Origin of the sequence: Pseudarthrobacter chlorophenolicus (assembly GCF_000962805.1) — a bacterium.
GTDB classification, from domain to species: domain Bacteria; phylum Actinomycetota; class Actinomycetes; order Actinomycetales; family Micrococcaceae; genus Arthrobacter; species Arthrobacter chlorophenolicus_A.
This window is the reverse complement of sequence record NZ_JZTW01000015.1, coordinates 36993-53255: the sequence shown is the minus strand read 5'-3', so window position 1 is coordinate 53255 and position 16263 is coordinate 36993. Positions and strand designations below refer to the sequence as shown.

The window sequence follows — 16263 nt, the reverse complement described above, 5'->3', positions numbered from 1 at the left end:
GCCAGGAGTTCATGCCGTCGGTCTCCCGCGCCGCTTCGCGCCGTCTAGGCTTCAGCCATGACTGTTCCACCTCCCAGCGGTGGTCCGCATGCGGTGCGGCCCACGGACAACCAGTGGCCCCACCCTCCCGGGCTGCCCGCCCCCGTGCTCTCCGACCAGCGCTGGCTGGACGCCGTTTTCCTGCACTGGCGCATCGATGAGTCCGTGGCCGCGCAGTTCATGCCGGCAGGAGTGCGGCCGGACGTCTTTGATGGCAGTTCCTGGGTGGGCCTGATTGGATTCCGGATGGAACAGGCCGGGCTGGGGCGCGGGCCCGGCATCCCCTATCTGGGTAGCTTCAACGAGGTCAACGTTCGGCTCTATTCACGTGAGCCGAACGGGACGCGCGGCGTGGTGTTCCTGAGCCTGGACGCCAACCGGCTGCCGGTGGTGATGGCCACCCGGGCAGTGGGAATCCCCTACGTCTGGTCAAGGATCCGGCGCTGGCCGGCCTTTCCTGTGGGGGCCGGTGGACTGCTCACGAGCCCGTCGGAGGCCGGAACCACGGCATCGGGCGGCGGGGCCTTCCCGGTGGGCTACTCGGTACGCCGCTTCGGCGGTACACGGGTCGGCAGCGATTTTACGGTCGTTCCCCGACTCGGCGCGGCGGCGGCAGACCCGTTGTCCGTCTTCCTGACGGCACGGTTCGGCATGCACGGCCGCTTCTTCGGCCGGACCGCCTTCATCCCCAATACGCACAGCCCCTGGCCGCTCTTTGACGCAGCTGTCCATACGCTGGCGGACGGGCTGGTTGAGTCTGCGGGGATCAGGGCGGAAGGACCGCCGGAGTCCGTGCTCTACTCGCCGGGGGTGCAGACGAGGTTCGGCAAGCCGCGCCTGCTGGGGAGCCAGGTTCCGGGATGACCCGCTAAAACGTGCGGCCCTGCGGATCCTCGGCCGACGTGTCCTGCCAGCCCCCGCCGTCCGTGAAGGTGGCCACGAGCGTTCCAACGCCAGTGCCCAGCGACTCTGAGGGATCAAAGTACAGCGCGGCTTCCGAGGCGCGGCTGTGCGAGATCAGTTGCTCAGCCTCGAGCTTTGCTTCGGGTACCGTCGCGCCCACGATGCTGGTGCGCGCGGGCAGTTCCGAGGAGTGGACCACCTCGGCGTCGGTCTGGGCCAGCGGAATGGTGGTGCCGGAATTGATCTCATCGTGGGGAAACTCAAACTCGGCGTCGCTTGATGCGGCAGGGATCGTGTACTCCAGGAAATAGGTCATGGCCCCACCCTTGCAGAAAGCTGCCCCGCCCGAAAGCCCACGGCTCCATTGGCCCGGTCCGGGGCTGCCGCGTGTTTCCCCGGTGGGTCCGGGCTTACTTCCCCAGCCCGGCCCGGCGAAGGGCCTCGGCCATGGCCGTGTTCGCAGGCGAAGGCTGGGGAGCAGAACCGTGGCTGCCGGAGCCTCCGCCGGTGGAACCCGGGTTTCGGCCTCCTGCACTCTTACCGCCCTGGCCCCCGCCGGCCTTTCGTTCACCTTGCGGCACGGCACCCGGGCCGCCCTTGCGTGAATCGCGTGCCTTGGCGCCTCCTGCAGACGAACCCGCGGGGCGCTGCCCGCCCGCCCCCGGACTGCGGGGAGCCTGCCCGCGCTGGCCCGGTTCGTCGTCGAGTCTTAGCGTCAGGGAAATCCTCTTACGGTCCGGATCCGCTTCCAGCACCTTGACGCGCACCACCTGGCCGGACTTCACCACCTCGCGGGGATCGGACACGAAGCGGTTCGCCAGGGCGGACACGTGGACCAGCCCGTCCTGGTGCACGCCCACATCCACAAAAGCTCCGAAGGCGGCCACGTTGGTGACCGTACCCTCCAGGACCATTCCGGGTTTCAGGTCGGAAATCTTTTCGATGCCTTCGGAGAACGAGGCAGTGGTGAACGCCGGGCGCGGGTCACGGCCCGGTTTGTCGAGCTCGGCCAGGATGTCAGTCACGGTGGGCAGGCCGAAGGTGTCGTCCACAAAGTCTCGGGGATCCAGTGACGAGGCCGGCGCCGAGCCTGCCGCCACCAGGACCTTCCGGGCCACGGCATAGGACTCCGGGTGCACGCTGGACGCGTCAAGCGGCTCTGCTCCCCCGGTAATCCGGAGGAACCCGGCGCACTGCTCAAAGGCCTTGGCACCCAGCCGTGGCACCTTCTTGAGGTCCGAACGCTTGCCGAATGGGCCGTTTTCGTTTCGGTACGCCACGATGTTTTCACTGAGCAGGGGCCCCACGCCGGCCACCCGGCTCAGGAGGGCTGGCGAGGCGGTGTTGACGTCGACGCCGACGGCGTTCACGCAGTCCTCCACCACCGCGTCCAAGCTCCGGTCCAGCTTTGATGCGGTGACGTCGTGCTGGTACTGGCCTACGCCGATGGACTTGGGATCGATTTTCACGAGTTCCGCGAGGGGGTCCTGCAAACGCCGGGCAATGGATACCGCGCCACGAAGGGAAACATCCATGCCGGGGAGTTCGGCGGCGGCGAGCGCCGAGGCCGAGTAGACAGATGCTCCGGCTTCGGAGACCACCAGCTTCTGCGGCTTCCGGTCCACGTCCGGAAGGAGCTTGATCAGCTCGGCGGCAAGCCTGTCAGTCTCCCGAGATGCCGTTCCGTTGCCGATGGCCACGAGTTCGACGGCGTGCTGCCGCGCCAGTTTTACCAGCGACGCCAACGCCTCATCCCATTTCCTGGCCGGAGCATGGGGGTACACGGTGTCCGTGGCAACCACCTTGCCGGTACCGTCCACCACCGCAACCTTCACGCCGGTGCGCAGCCCCGGGTCCAGGCCGAGGGTGGGCCGATTGCCGGCCGGCGCAGCCAGGAGGACATCCCGGAGGTTCGCGGCGAACACCCGGACTGCCTCGTCCTCGGCCGCCGCGAACATCCTGCCCCGCAGGTCAGCGGTGAGCCGGGCCAGCACCCGGGATTTCCATGCAATCTGGGCGGTCTGCATCAGCCACGCGTCGGCGGGCCGGCCGCGGTGGGCGACCCCGAGGAACCTTGCCACCGCGGACTCGTAGCGTGCCCGTGAGGCGGCCAGGGCGTCGTCGTCCGCGGGATCCGCCTCGGCGAGATCAAGCTCAAGGACGCCGTCCTTCTCCCCACGCAGCAGCGCCAGCACACGGTGGGAGGGCATCCCAGAGGGCGCCTGGGTGAAGTCGAAGTAGTCGGCGAAGTTCTGGCCGTCCGTCTCTTTGCCTTTCTTCACACGGGACACCATCCGGCCCTGCGTCCAGAGACGCTCGCGGAGCGTGGCCGCAAGATCTGGGTCCTGGGCGACCCGCTCCACGAGGATGGCGCGGGCACCGGCGAGGGCCGTAGCCGCGTCACCGATGGCGTGTTCGGAGTTGAGGTACTTGGCGGCTTCGCGCTCCGGGTCGAGCTCGGGCCGTTTCACAAGTGCGTCGGCGAGCGGCTCAAGTCCAGCTTCGCGCGCTATTTGTGCCTTGGTGCGCCGCTTGGACTTGAAAGGCAGGTAGATGTCTTCAAGCCTGGACTTGGTGTCCGCTGCCAGGATGGCCTTCTTCAGCTCGGGGGTCAGCTGGCCCTGGGCCTCGATGGCTTCCAAGATCGCGCGACGGCGGTCGGCAAGTTCCCGGAGGTAGCGCAGCCGTTCTTCCAGGTCGCGGAGCTGGCCGTCATCCAGCGTTCCGGTGGCTTCCTTGCGGTACCGGGCAATGAACGGGACCGTCGACCCGCCGTCAAGCAGATCGACGGCAGCCTTTACCTGCCAGGCTTTGACGCCCAGCTCCTCGGCAATCTGTGCGTAGATGGCGTCGTCCGGCTGCTGTGCTGCGGGCTTGGAAGGGGCTTGCGGCTGCTGGGTCACGAGAACATCTTGCCTTACCCGCCTGTTGCGCTCCACCGGCTGCGGAAATGCCAGGGCTACCGCGATTGGGCGTTGGGGAGCCGCCCTCCCGGGGCCGCGCGGCAGGTAAGGGTATTCCGCTCCCGTCCGCGAAGTGCTGTAGTTGATATGCCGTCTTAGGCCATTAATGCTCGAGGAAGAGGCCGCCATGAAAGAACTGCTGATTGTGTTTCAGGAAGGGTTCGAGGAGGCCAACATCACCCTGACGGTCAACGGCAAGCAGGTGTGGCGGGAGGTTGATGTCTCCACCAATCCAATCCTCGGGATCGCCTCCGAGGTCTCTGTCGAACTGCCGGCGAAGGGTTCCCAGGTGGGCGTTGAGGTGACCAACCGCGGACTGAAGGCCATCACCAAGGTCAGCGGAAAGCCCAAAAGCGTACTTGTCTCCATCCAGGACGACAGGCTCGTCATGAAGGAAGGGACGGGCCGCGAGGCGTTTCTGTAGCCCGCCAACCGGCACCCGTTCTGCGGCCGAAAAGGGCCCTAGTAAATGTCAATTCGGTGGAGTAGCATCTGATCACCGCCGGCTTCCAAAGGGGTCCGGCGGGCCAAAAATCCGAGTAGGCCGGGGGTCGTCGGATGGCTTCCGGTTTTTCGCTGCCGGGACAGCACACCGTGCAGCAGCAGATGAGGGCGGTACCCGATCACGGGTACCGCCCTCATCGCATGTGGTCGCTGGCTGCTACGAGTTGCTGTCCTGGTAAAAGGGGTAGTCCGTGTAGCCTTCAGCACCAGTGCTGTAGAACGTGCTGGCGTCCGGCTCGTTGAGCGGCAGGCTTTCCTTCCAGCGCCGGGCAAGGTCCGGGTTGGCGATGGCGGGCCGGCCCACCACCACGGCGTCTGCATGTCCGTCAGCTACGAGGCTCACTGCCTCTTCCCGGGTGGTCACCACGCCGAAGCCGGTGTTCACCAGGAACGGTCCGCCGAAACGGTTGCGGAGGTCCTGGACCAGCTGGCCGGTGGGCTCGTGGTGGAGGACGCTGAGGTAGGCGAGGTTGAGCGGGGCAATGCTGTCCACCAGCACTTCGTAGGTGGCGCGGACGTCCGCTGCGTCCGTCTCAGCGATGCCCTGGACGTTGTGCTCGGGAGAGATGCGGATGCCCACTCGGTTGGCCCCCACTGCTGCCACAACGGCGTTCACGGTTTCAATGACGAAGCGGGCACGGTTCTCGGGCGAACCGCCGTAGCTGTCAGTCCGGATGTTGGAGTTCGGGGCAAGGAACTCGTGCAGCAGGTATCCGTTGGCGGAGTGCAGCTCGACGCCGTCGAATCCGGCTTCAATGGCGTTGAGGGAGGCGTTGACGAGTTCCTGGATGACCATGGGCAGTTCGTCCGTGTCGAGGGCACGCGGCACCGGGTAGGGCTGCTTGCCGGCCGGTGTGTGGACGGTACCTTCCACGGCAACGGCGCTGGGCGCCACGATTTCCGCGCCGCCCGTGATGTCCTGGTGCGAGACGCGCCCGCCGTGCATGATCTGGGCGAACATCCGGCCACCCTCCGCGTGAACAGCGTCCGTGACCTTCTTCCAGCCTGCAACCTGTTCGGGGGTGAAGATCCCCGGCTGGCCGGCGTACGAACGTGCACCGGCGCTTGGGTGGGTGCCTTCGCTGACGATCAGGCCGAGCGAGGCACGCTGGCGGTAATGCTCGACGACGAGCGGCCCCGGGACGCCTGCCTCGCCGGAGCGGACGCGCGTCAGTGGCGCCATGACCAGACGGTTGGGGAGCTCAAGTTCGCCGAGGGTGAGGGTGGAAAACAGCATGCGCGTTCCTTTCGGGGGCTGAAGGCTTACTCTTCCTGCCAACTAAGAAGCGCGTGCAACTATTCCGGATGCGAGGCGAATCACAGGACAGCTGTCCTGTGTATGCGGACCGGGACGAACCGGCCAGTTGGACACCGGCTGTTAACGGGCGGTGCCGGGACAGCCTTGTCCCTGCGGGTTGGCGTTGCAGTCGTCGGCGTAGTTCCTGGTGAGCGACCGCCAGACGCTGATGGTCTGTGGCGGGGCGCTGAACTGCCCTTGGCCGGGAATCGGGAGGGCAGGGCCGTTATTGACGGAGTAAGTTCCCTGGAAGTATGTGGTCAGCACTACCTGGAAGTCACCCGTGGCCCCGTAGGCGTGGCTGGTCCGGGTCTTTTCGCCCCACCGGTCCTGGGGCAGCGGGCCGCCCATCGAGGGCTGCGGGCCGAAGACAGTCCCGTCACCGTAGTTCCACGTGTACTGCACCGGAGTGGCGACGACGTGGACCTGCTGGCCGAACATGGTGATGTCGAACTGTTGCTCCACTGACTCCGCGTAGAAGTTGGTCTCGGCGCCCCTGAGGGTGTGCGGGCTTGGCTGCGCGGTGACAGATCCTGCGCTCACGGGCAGGTTCTGGAACTCGCGCTGGATGTCCGCTGCGATCCTTGGCAGCAGGTCCTCGGGCCTGGCGTCGTACAGGCAGGTAGGGCCGGAATGCGGCGCCCACACGGCGCCGGGAACGCCCCGCGGCCGTGACAGCCACATGACTGGGATGCCTTCTTCACCGTCGGGGCCGTTCTTACACTCCAACTGGCGGGCCAGGCAGGGGGTATCGAAATCTCCCCCGCCGAGGTGGCACTGCAGTTCATACTTGTACTCGTTGGGGTCAGTGTTCACTGCGCCCGGTTCCGGAGTGACAAATTCGTTGCGTTCGGAGTCCCAAACGTGTCCACTCATCCCCAATCCAGGATTCCACTCACCGCCGAACTCCGGATCATCCGCCGCTTTAGCTGGAAGTGGAGCAAGCAAGATGGCGCTTGAGGTGACCACGACTATGCAGAGCCGCTTGAACCGAAACATGGTCAACCAACGATGCTTCCGAGTTCACTCGCAAGCCAAGTCCCGTCTTTGTAGTCCAACATGAGGAGGTTGCCCTGATCGGGTGCCTGAGGATCCGTTCGAGCAACTGACCCGTCGGCACGCATGTAGGACAAAGGTTCTTGATGAACTTGCACGGCAACTTGATATCGGCCGTCCTGGGCCTTCGCGAAGGTGGTGTTCGCGACGGGAGTGGTCAGTTTGCCACCCACCAACCAACGACCCTCCGAGTGCCAGTTCCTAATGACTTCCTTAACCTTCACGCAAGCAGTGCATCCCGGCGGCTCCACCTGTTCGAACGTGTCGACGTTGCCCGTTTCGTAGGCATAGCTCAGGACGCTGAACCAGTACTTCGCGTAAGCCTCCGCACCCTCCTTCGTCTCCGTCTTCGCCACCTCCGGCAGCACGGGGACGGGGACGTTTTGGGCGGGGCCGGATGCATCGGCAGGCTTATAGACAGCGCTGGGGGTCGGAGTAGGCGTTGCCGAAGGACTGGGCGAGGCTGACCCCGAGGCACTGGGCGAGCCGGTCCCCGGATCCGCTGGCGCTCCGCCTGAGCAACCAGCCAGCAGGAACACCCCGGCAACCGCCAGGGCCACTACGCCAGCTCGAGGGCCAGCGGACGTACGAACGTTGCGCGAGGTCATGGGCCGCTACTCCCCCAGTAGTTTCAAGACGGCTTGCTCCGGACAGTGATTCAAGGGTAGCCCAGGTCACATCTCGGCGATAAGAGTTATCCACAGGCATCCGACTCCGGTTCTACCACCCCGCCAGGCGGTGCGGAAGTCACATGGAAGAAGCCGGTGCCCCAGGCACCGGCTTCCCCCAACTGCAACAGCTCCAACCGCAGAGCTCCGGGACGGCTACTTCTGCGCCGGAAGAACCAACTCCCCTGTCTTATCGGTCGACAAGGCGAGCGACGAAACGTACTGCGGGCCGCCGTCGGGCGCGTCCTGTGCCGAGCGCACCATATCGGGGCGCTCAAACTCAAGGCCGGTCACGTGGCAGGTGAGCTTTGCGTCGCTGGGGTTCCCATCGGCGTCGAACATGGGCAGATCAATGCCGTCGTCGATCCGGCGGAGGTAGTAGCGGCCGCGGGTCAGGACGGCGAGCGCCAGCGGCAACACCAGCGCCAGGCCAACAGCGAAGATGGGTGAATAGGGCTGGATGCCGGACCCGAAAGCACCAAAGAACACAGCGATGGAAACGCCCGCGGATACCAGCATCGATACAAACCCCACCGGGTTCACGGCGTAGAGCATGCCGCGGCGGAACTCGGGCACCTTCGGGGAAATCTTGAGCAGGTACTTGTTGATGGCGATATCGGAGGCAACAGTGACCACCCAGGCCATGGCGCAGTTTGCGTAGAAGCCGAGGATGGTGTTGAGGAAGTCGAACATGTTGGCTTCCATCAGGACCAGGGCGATCAGCAGGTTGACCACCACGAACACCATCCGGCCCGGGTAGGTCTTGGTGATACGGGTGAAGCTGTTGGTCCACGCCAGTGAGCCGGAGTAGGCGTTGGTGACGTTGATCTTGATCTGCGAAATGACCACCAGCACCACAGCCAGTGTCATCGCCAGCCAGGCCGGCATCATCTCCTGGTACACGCCCAGGAACTGGTGTACGGGCTCGTTGGCAGTGGCGGATGCCGCGGGGTCCAGCGTTGCAATCAGGTAGATGGCGATGAACAGGCCCACGATCTGCTTGATGGCCCCAAAGATCACCCAACCCGGTCCAGCGAGGATGACGGCCCGCCACCAGGCCCCACGGTTGGCGTCGGTGCGCGGCGGCATGAACCGGAGGTAGTCAATCTGCTCGGCAATCTGCGCCATCAGGGACAGGCACACGCCGGCCGCGAGCATCACGGAAGCCAGGTTCGGACCGCCGTCGCCGGACTCGCCCGTGTAGGCAAAGAAGCTGTCGATGCTCTCCGGGTGCGAAATCAGCAGGTACCCCACGGGAACCACCATCAGGAGCAGCCAGAGCGGCGTGGTCCAGACCTGCAGCTTGGCCAGGGTGTTCATCCCATAGATCACCAGCGGGATGATGATCACCGTGGATGCGGCGTATCCCAGCCACTGCGGGATCCCCAGGCCCAACTCCAGGCCTTGGGCCATAATGGAGCCTTCCAGCGCGAAGAAGATGAACGTGAACGTGGCGAAGATGACGTTGGTGACCACGGATCCGTAGTACCCGAAGCCGGAGCCGCGGGTGATCAGGTCCAGGTCGATGTTGTAGCGGGCCGCGTAATAGGCCAGCGGAAAGCCGGTGGCGAAGATGATGACGGCGGCCACCAGGATGCCGAAGATCGCGTTCACCGTGCCATAGGAAATCCCGATGTTCGCGCCGATGGAGAAGTCCGCCAGGTAGGCGATGCCGCCCAAAGCGCTGGTTGCCACCACGCCTGCGCTCCATTTACGGTACGAGCGCGGGGCGAACCGGAGCGTGTAGTCCTCAAGGCTCTCCTTGGTGGCGTTCAGTGCGGCCGCGTTTCCCGCGGTGGGAGTGGCCGGGGATCCGCCGACGACGCCGGCGCCCGGCGGTGCGGCAGGCTCCAGCAGTTGCGTGGTGTCTGAGTCGTGGCTCATGGGGGTGCGTCGCTTTCGTTCGGAGTTCGAGGGTCTGCGGGAGACGCTATCCAGCCGAAGAGACGGTCCCGTCACGGTCCTGTTTCAGTGATGTAAAGCCTTGACTGCTCCAGTCAACAACGGGCGGTCAGGCTTCTTGTTGCCACCCCACAAAAACGGCCGGCACCCCTGGAACTAGCGTCGGAAAGGTACATCCCGCGAGACAAAGGACCACCCATGACTGCCACCGTCCACAGCTGGCCCATCCTGGAAACAGCCCGCGCCCAGGTCCTGGAGCAGGGCACCGGCCTCACCGAAGACCAGCTGGTGGAGGTCCTTACTCTCCCGGACGAAGCGCTCCCCCAGGCCTTGGAGCTGGCGCACCAGGTCCGGCTCCGGCATTGCGGCGAGGACGTGGAGGTTGAAGGCATCGTCTCCATCAAGACCGGCGGCTGCCCGGAAGACTGCCACTTCTGCAGCCAGTCCGGGCTCTTTGACAGTCCCGTCCGCGGCGTTTGGCTGGACATCCCGGAACTGGTGAAGGCGGCCAAGGAAACGGCCGCTACCGGCGCCACGGAGTTCTGCATTGTGGCCGCCGTGCGCGGCCCGGACATCAAGCTGATGAACCAGGTCAAGTTCGCCATCGACCGGATCGCCGAGGAGGTGGACATCAACATCGCGTGTTCCCTGGGCATGCTCACCCAACGGCAGGTGGACCAGCTCGCCGGCTGGGGCGTCCACCGCTACAACCACAATCTCGAAACCGCCCGCAGCTTCTTCCCGCAGGTGGTCACCACGCACACCTATGAGGAACGGCTCGAAACCTGCGCCATGGTGAAGGCTGCCAGCATGGAACTGTGCTGCGGGGCGCTCCTCGGAATGGGCGAGTCACTCCACCAGCGGGCAGAACTCGCCGCCCAGCTGGCAGCACTTGGGCCTCACGAAGTGCCGCTGAACTTCCTCAACCCCAGGCCGGGAACGCCGCTCGAAAACCAGGGCATCATGGACGGCAAAGACGCCCTCCGGGCCATCGCGGCCTTCCGGCTGGCCATGCCCCGAACGGTGCTGCGCTACGCCGGCGGACGCGAGCTGACGCTTGGCGATCTGGGCACCAGGGAAGGGCTCCTGGGCGGCATCAACGCGGTCATCGTAGGAAACTACCTCACCACCTTGGGCCGCCCCGCCACCGCCGATCTTAACCTCCTGGTGGACCTCAACATGCCCATCAGGGAACTGCAGAAGACCCTGTGAGCCCGCTCCCGGCCGGAGCCCACCCCGAGGTCGAGGCCCCGTTTTGCGGCCTCTGCGGCGAGCCCCGGAGAGAGAACGCACGCGAACTGGCCCGCGGCGAAGGCAGCCACCGCAGGAAGGAAACGGACGACGGCGGGACCACGCCGCCGTCGTCCGCCCACCTGCAGTGCGCGTCGAGGCTGCACCTGGAACCGCCGCGGTTCTGCGGCCACTGCGCGCGCCGCTTGAAGGTCCAGGTCACACCGCTGGGCTGGTGGGCGGCCTGCTCACGTCATGGCGTCATTACCGTTCCTGACAACACACCCTGAAAAAACGCCACCAGCCCCTAGCGCTTTTCTACAAGCCGTAGAAGAATGGCTGCATGATGTTTGAACACGCAGATGGGCAACCCGTTCTCGAACTCACCGACGAGCAGTCCTGGGAACTCCTGGCGGGAACCAAGCATGGCAGGCTGGTGGTCTCCGTTGCGGGTGAACCGGATATTTTCCCGGTCAACTACGTCACGGCTGACCGGAAGATCTACCTGCGGACCGCTCCCGGCAATAAGCTGGCACAGTTGACTATTAATTCCAAGGTGCTCTTCGAGACCGACGGCATCCTCTCGGACCAGGCGTGGTCCGTGGTCCTCCGCGGCAGTGCACGCGTGCTGAGCAACTCGACTGAGCTGGAACCGGTGGAGGCGCTGGGCCTGAAGACCTGGGTTCCCACGCTCAAGGACTTCTACGTGGAGATCGTTCCCAGCTCCGTCAGCGGCCGGCACTTCAACTTCGGAGAGCAGCCCGAACGGGAGATCTAGTCGCTCCTAGACTGGAAGCATGGCGGACAGGCTCACTCCCGAGCAACGCAGCTGGAACATGTCCCGCATCCGGGGCAAGAACACCAAGCCCGAGCTCCTGGTGCGCAGGCTCCTGCACGCGAAAGGCTACCGGTACCGGCTCCACGGCGCCGCTCGCGGGGGCAAGCTGCCAGGCAACCCGGACCTGGTGTTCGCCGGCCGCCATAAAGTCATCTTCGTCAACGGCTGCTTCTGGCACTTCCACGACTGCCGCGTCGGCCAACATGCCCCCAAAGCCAACGCAGGCTTCTGGGCCGATAAGCGCACCCGCACCAGGGAACGCGACGCCGGGCAACGCCGCAAGCTTGAGGATGCCGGCTGGGAGGTCCTCACCATCTGGGAATGCGAACTCAAAGACAGTTCCGCGCTCGAGTCACAGCTGGTGCGGTTCCTTGAAACCCGGCCGCGGCGGACTTGAGTTGATCCTTCTGCGTCAGGCGCAGCCTTCTTAAGACCTGCCCGCGAGGATGGAGAGATGCCTCCGCCGGGAGCAATTCTTCGCCACACGCCGGAGCCGCCTAATCCGTTCTTTCCCGCTACGTCCTCCGGGAAGCGAGTGCCGACTTGAATGCGGCCGCGGAAGCGTCGCTGCTGTTGATGCGCCAGTCGGTTTCCTTCTGGAGGTGGAACCAGACGAAGCCCATCACGTCCGGCTGCGCTGAAAGGTAGGACACCAGCGCCGTATTCCACGAGGCCTTGGAACCACCAAGCTCGCTGGACGCTACCTCCGCAATCAGGATGGGCTTGCCCGCCGCAAGCCCCCGCAGCTGCGCGATACCCGGGCCAAGCAGGTCCTGCGGAGCCACCCAGCTGCTCCAGGACTGGGAGGTGCCCCAGTTGTAGCCGTCCAGGGCAACAATGTCCACGTAGTCCGCACCGGGATAGAGCCCGGCAAAGTCCGTGGAGCCCCAGTAAGGGACGTTCGGGGACCACACCCACTGGACGTTGCCCGCACCGGTGGAGTCCATAACGTCGTGGACGTGGCGCCAGGCTTCCACATAATCCCCGCCGTGGTTGCCGTTCACGCCTTCCGCCCAGGGGTACCAGTTGCCGTTCATTTCATGGGCGAAACGCAGCATCACGGGTTTGCCCCAGGACGTAAGCGCCTGGCCCCACTCAAGGATCCTGGCGTCGAAGTCGCCGGCAGCTATCCGGTCCAGGGCATAGGCCGGTTGATCCAATCCGCCGCCCCAGGCCCACGGTTCCCACGTCACCAGGGGCGTGGCACCCCGCGCCTGGACGGCGTCCAGCTCAGCCAGCGGCGGAGCCTGGAGGAAGTCCTTGTAGAAAAGCACCATGGTGGGGTTCTCTCCCGCGATGGTTGACACTTGATCGAGTTCGGCCTTGGCCAGGGGTCCTCCGGCGGTAGCAGCACCGAACCGGAGGAGAGCGTTGCTGGCCGGTGGCGGCTGCGGGGCGGCTGCCTGGACGGCGAAGACCGCGGACGCTTTGACGGACGAGGTCTTGGCCGTCAGCGTTACGTTGCTGGTGGCCCCGGACGGAATGGTGACTCCCGTCCTGAAGGCACCGGAGGAACTGGTCTTGAACGCGAACGTTGCCGAACCGATGGTCACCGTTCCGGTGGTGGCGGCCTTGAACCCCGTACCCGCCACCGTCACTGCGGACCCCGCCGGACCGGACGCCGGACTCAACACAATTTGTGCTGCCGGGCCGGCGGCCGCCGCGGCCGGTTGAACAGCCGCAAGGGCCAGGCCGGCTCCCACGAACGCAGCAATGACTAACCTCTTCAACGATTTTGCCAACACAACCCATCCCCAACTGACGGGCGGCCACGGCCGCAAGGTTCCAGTGCGGAATGCACTGGCTCAAGTATTGGGTTTGGCAGCCGCAGGGTCATCAAGAAACCCTCAATTCTTTCCCGAAACGGCGCTGCGCCGGGGCGCCGGTCCTAACCTGAAACTGCACACCCGCCCCACTCCGATGATGCGCTGCCGGACTGAAAAACGTCAGCTGGAAGGAACCCCGTGAGCCCCTCGGATGACGCCCCCCTGCCGCTGGTGGACCAGACAGTGCTGGACCGTCTCCGGGAAGAACTTGAAGAGGACGGGGGCTACAGCAAGGTGTTCGTTGGGAACTTCATCGAATGCCTGCCCCAGCGGCTCAGCAAGCTCCGGTTGGCTCTGACCACGGGCGACCTGGAGGGCTCCGTGGACGCTGTCCTGAGCCTAAAGACCTCCAGCCAGATGGTGGGCGCGGAACGGCTGGCGGGACTGGCAACCAGCCTTGAAAGCGAAATCCGCACCGGGGCACGTGCGGCGGACGCCGCCGTCGTCCTTCCCCACCTGGCCGCCGCGTTCCTGCGGAACATCACCCAATGCAGCCGCCAGACCACGCACCGGCTGCAGGCTCAGTGCGCGCTGGGCGCCAGCCTGTAACCCACGCCGCGGACGGTCTGCAGCCAGCGCGGCTGCTGCGGCGAGTCGCCCAGCTTCTTCCGGAGGTTCCCCATGTGGACCTCAACGGAACGTTCGTCCGCCTCGCTGATGTAGCTTCCGACGTCGTAATCTTCGTCCCGCAGCCGGCGCACCAGGTCCGACTTGGTCCGGACAGTCCGCCCGGCTTCCAGCAGCGCGTGCAGGAGTTCGAATTCCGTGCGGGTCAAGTTCATTTCCGTGCCGTCCACCTGGACGGTCCGGGAGGCGTAGCTGAGCTCAAGCCCGTTGTGGCTGTAGTTGCCCCGCTCCGGGTGGCCGCCGGCCTCAGCCGGGACCTCGGCGGGGGTGTCCGCGGCTTCGGCGGAGGAACGCGGGCGCCGCATCATGGCCGCCACCCGGGCACGGAGTTCACGCGGCCGGAAGGGCTTGGTGAGGTAGTCGTCGGCGCCGGACTCCAGCCCGATGAGGGTGTCCAGTTCTTCCGTGCGGGCCGTGAGCATCACAATGTAGGCATCGGAGAATTCGCGGATCTGCCGCGAAACCTCGAATCCGTCGATGTCCGGCAAGCCCAGGTCCAGGGTGATGACGTCAGGGCTGATGGTCTTGGCCACCAGGACACCTTCCGCGCCACTGCTGGCTACCGTTACATCAAATCCGGCCTGGGTCAGCACAGTGCGAACCAGTTCCCGGATGTCGTGGTCATCCTCGATGACAAGTCCCACACGTGCATCACTCATAGCGCCCCCTCAGCAGCCAACGTCAGAAGTATAGCTGGCTGCGGATATCCTGCTGGTATGGTCTCGCATGCGTCCGCCCTAATGTCCCAGGTCAATGGCTAACCCGGTGGCATGGTCGTCGGGAGGGCTGCGCTTTTTCCGGCGACAGTTCCACGAATACAGCCTGCGGGACCGCGTAGCCATGAGCCAGATGCCGCTGTTCATCACCACGTTGCTGACGGTGTTCCTGGTGTGGGCCTTCTTCCCCGGAACCATGGGCAATCCGCTCTTCGCTTCGTTCGTCGTCTCGCAGCTGGTCCTTATGGTCCTGTGCTACGTGATTCCGTGGGAGCGGCTGCCCTTCACGAGCTTCCTGGTCATCCCCCTGCTGGATTTCGTATCCATAGCCGTGGGCAGGGAGGGCGGGCAGGACAGCCTCACCGGCATCAGCCTGCTGGCTGTCTTCCCGGTCATCTGGCTATGCGCCTCCGGGTACTATCCCAAGGCCGCGCTGTGGCTGTCCTTCCTGGCGCCGCTGGCCATCATCTGGGTTCCACTGCTCCTGAAGGGGAACGTCACGGCCCAGGACCTCACCCGGTCCCTGCTGCTGCCGGTCATGATGCTCGGCATCGGGATCTCGGTCAGTGTCCTCACGCTCAGCATGATGCGCCAGCAACGCGAGCTGGAGGACAAGGACGCCCAGCTCCAGGCCAATCTCCGCACCAGCCAGCGGCAGGAGTCTTTGCTGAACACCGTCCTGGATACAGTCCACCTGGGTGTCCTGGCGGTCGACGCGGACGGGCACGATGTCCTGATGAACCGGAAGCAGCGGGCCAACCACCTGCTGGCCAGCCCGAAAGACAACCCGGACCCCAACGAGTCCCAGCTTTTGGTGTTCGGTCCGGACAGGAAGACCCTCATCCCGGTGCAGGACCGACCGGTCCGCCGCGCCGTGCTGGGCGAAACCTTCACGGATTACCTCGTGTGGCTGGGCGACGGCAGGGACCAGCGCGCTTTCGTCACCACGGCCCGGGCCATGAGGGACGGCGACGGCGCGTTCGCCGGCTCGGTCATCGCCTTCAGCGACGTGACGGACCTGGTGAATGCCCTGGCCGCAAAGGATGACTTCGTCTCGAGCGTTTCCCACGAGTTCCGCACACCGCTGACGTCCATCCTCGGCTATGTGGAGATCCTGCTGGCTGACGACCCGGAGGAATCACAGGAGGAGATGCTCGAGATCATCCGCCGGAACTCCGAGCGGCTGCTGACCCTGGTGTCGGACCTGCTTGCCAGCCGGAACGGTCAGCTCATCGTCACCCCGCACACCGTGGACGTCGCGGAACTGGTGCGGGCCAGCGTGTCCTCCGCCATGCCGAGGGCAACAGCATCGGGCGTGGTGCTGGCGGCCGAAACGCCGGATCAGCTCGAGGCCCACGTGGACGGCGCCCGGATTTCCCAGGTCCTGGACAACCTGGTGTCCAACGCCATCAAGTACTCCCCCGACGGCGGCAACGTCCTGGTCAGCTTGGCCCGGGAAGACGGACACCTCGAATGCCGCGTTACGGACACCGGTATGGGGATGACCCCCGAGGACGCTTCGGAAGTCTTCGCCAAGTTCTTCCGCACCAGCAACGTCCGCCGGACAGCCATCCCGGGCGTGGGGCTGGGGCTGCCCATCAGCAAGGCCATCGTCGAAGCCCACGGCGGCACCATCAGCGTGGACAGCACACTGGGCCAAGGCACCACCTTCACGTTCCGGGTGCCGGTCTGAT

Annotated in this window: 17 protein-coding genes; 9 read left to right on the top strand and 8 right to left on the bottom strand. The window is 65.3% G+C overall.

The features are described from left to right. Positions 1-57: 57 nt before the first annotated feature. On the top strand, positions 58-903 hold the full coding sequence (locus tag UC32_RS14990) for a YqjF family protein (RefSeq protein WP_045731991.1): 846 nt from the start codon (positions 58-60) through the stop codon (positions 901-903). Between the two features lie 4 nt (positions 904-907). On the opposite strand, the gene UC32_RS14985 is transcribed toward UC32_RS14990, so the two are convergent. Continuing rightward, complete coding sequence (locus UC32_RS14985) at positions 908-1258, bottom strand: hypothetical protein (RefSeq protein ID WP_045731990.1); 351 nt, start codon at positions 1256-1258, stop codon at positions 908-910. Positions 1259-1352: 94 nt separating this feature from the next. Further along, on the bottom strand, positions 1353-3845 hold the full coding sequence (locus UC32_RS14980) for a Tex family protein (RefSeq protein ID WP_045731989.1): 2493 nt from the start codon (positions 3843-3845) through the stop codon (positions 1353-1355). Between the two features lie 166 nt (positions 3846-4011). Between UC32_RS14980 and UC32_RS14975 the strand changes: the two genes are divergently transcribed. Further along, positions 4012-4329 (top strand): hypothetical protein, encoded by a 318-nt coding sequence (locus tag UC32_RS14975; protein WP_045731988.1) that lies wholly within the window; start codon positions 4012-4014, stop codon positions 4327-4329. A gap of 237 nt (positions 4330-4566) precedes the next feature. Here UC32_RS14975 and UC32_RS14970 read toward each other — a convergent pair whose 3' ends face one another. From UC32_RS14970 to UC32_RS14955, 4 genes are all read right to left on the bottom strand, one after another. Next, positions 4567-5646, bottom strand: coding sequence for an alkene reductase (locus UC32_RS14970; protein WP_045731987.1), 1080 nt, complete (start codon positions 5644-5646; stop codon positions 4567-4569). Positions 5647-5787: 141 nt separating this feature from the next. Continuing rightward, positions 5788-6582 (bottom strand): hypothetical protein, encoded by a 795-nt coding sequence (locus UC32_RS14965; protein ID WP_045731986.1) that lies wholly within the window; start codon positions 6580-6582, stop codon positions 5788-5790. 125 nt (positions 6583-6707) lie between these two features. Next, positions 6708-7130, bottom strand: a complete 423-nt coding sequence (locus UC32_RS21185) for a DUF6318 family protein (RefSeq protein ID WP_235423679.1) — start codon at positions 7128-7130, stop codon at positions 6708-6710. Between the two features lie 456 nt (positions 7131-7586). Further along, on the bottom strand, positions 7587-9314 hold the full coding sequence (locus UC32_RS14955; protein WP_045731984.1) for a purine-cytosine permease family protein: 1728 nt from the start codon (positions 9312-9314) through the stop codon (positions 7587-7589). A 216-nt stretch (positions 9315-9530) separates the two neighbouring features. Here UC32_RS14955 and bioB point away from each other — a divergent pair, with 216 nt between their 5' ends. The 4 genes from bioB to UC32_RS14940 are packed head-to-tail and all read left to right on the top strand — an operon-like array spanning position 9531 to position 11797. Beyond that, a complete protein-coding gene (gene bioB, locus UC32_RS14950; protein ID WP_045731983.1) occupies positions 9531-10544 on the top strand; it encodes a biotin synthase BioB in 1014 nt (337 codons plus the stop codon). Further along, positions 10541-10852: a biotin synthase auxiliary protein BsaP gene (gene bsaP / locus UC32_RS20830; protein ID WP_082072146.1), complete on the top strand. Its 312-nt coding sequence runs from the start codon at positions 10541-10543 to the stop codon at positions 10850-10852. The genes bioB and bsaP overlap by 4 nt, the downstream gene beginning before the upstream one ends. A gap of 53 nt (positions 10853-10905) precedes the next feature. Continuing rightward, a complete protein-coding gene (locus UC32_RS14945; protein WP_045731982.1) occupies positions 10906-11340 on the top strand; it encodes a pyridoxamine 5'-phosphate oxidase family protein in 435 nt (144 codons plus the stop codon). Between the two features lie 19 nt (positions 11341-11359). After that, complete coding sequence (locus UC32_RS14940) at positions 11360-11797, top strand: very short patch repair endonuclease (RefSeq protein ID WP_045731981.1); 438 nt, start codon at positions 11360-11362, stop codon at positions 11795-11797. Between the two features lie 118 nt (positions 11798-11915). On the opposite strand, the gene UC32_RS14935 is transcribed toward UC32_RS14940, so the two are convergent. Beyond that, positions 11916-13130, bottom strand: coding sequence for a glycosyl hydrolase (locus UC32_RS14935; protein WP_235423678.1), 1215 nt, complete (start codon positions 13128-13130; stop codon positions 11916-11918). On the opposite strand from UC32_RS14935, the gene UC32_RS20825 reads away from it, so the two are divergent. Both UC32_RS20825 and UC32_RS14930 read left to right on the top strand, forming a co-directional pair. Beyond that, a complete protein-coding gene (locus tag UC32_RS20825; protein ID WP_200896402.1) occupies positions 13114-13368 on the top strand; it encodes a hypothetical protein in 255 nt (84 codons plus the stop codon). The genes UC32_RS14935 and UC32_RS20825 overlap by 17 nt on opposite strands. Then, on the top strand, positions 13365-13775 hold the full coding sequence (locus tag UC32_RS14930) for an Hpt domain-containing protein (protein WP_045731980.1): 411 nt from the start codon (positions 13365-13367) through the stop codon (positions 13773-13775). The genes UC32_RS20825 and UC32_RS14930 overlap by 4 nt, the downstream gene beginning before the upstream one ends. Here the strand turns inward: UC32_RS14930 and UC32_RS14925 are convergent. After that, positions 13748-14512, bottom strand: coding sequence for a response regulator transcription factor (locus UC32_RS14925; RefSeq protein ID WP_200896396.1), 765 nt, complete (start codon positions 14510-14512; stop codon positions 13748-13750). The genes UC32_RS14930 and UC32_RS14925 overlap by 28 nt on opposite strands. A gap of 94 nt (positions 14513-14606) precedes the next feature. Between UC32_RS14925 and UC32_RS14920 the strand changes: the two genes are divergently transcribed. Then, positions 14607-16262 (top strand): sensor histidine kinase, encoded by a 1656-nt coding sequence (locus tag UC32_RS14920; protein WP_045731979.1) that lies wholly within the window; start codon positions 14607-14609, stop codon positions 16260-16262. Position 16263: the final 1 nt, after the last annotated feature.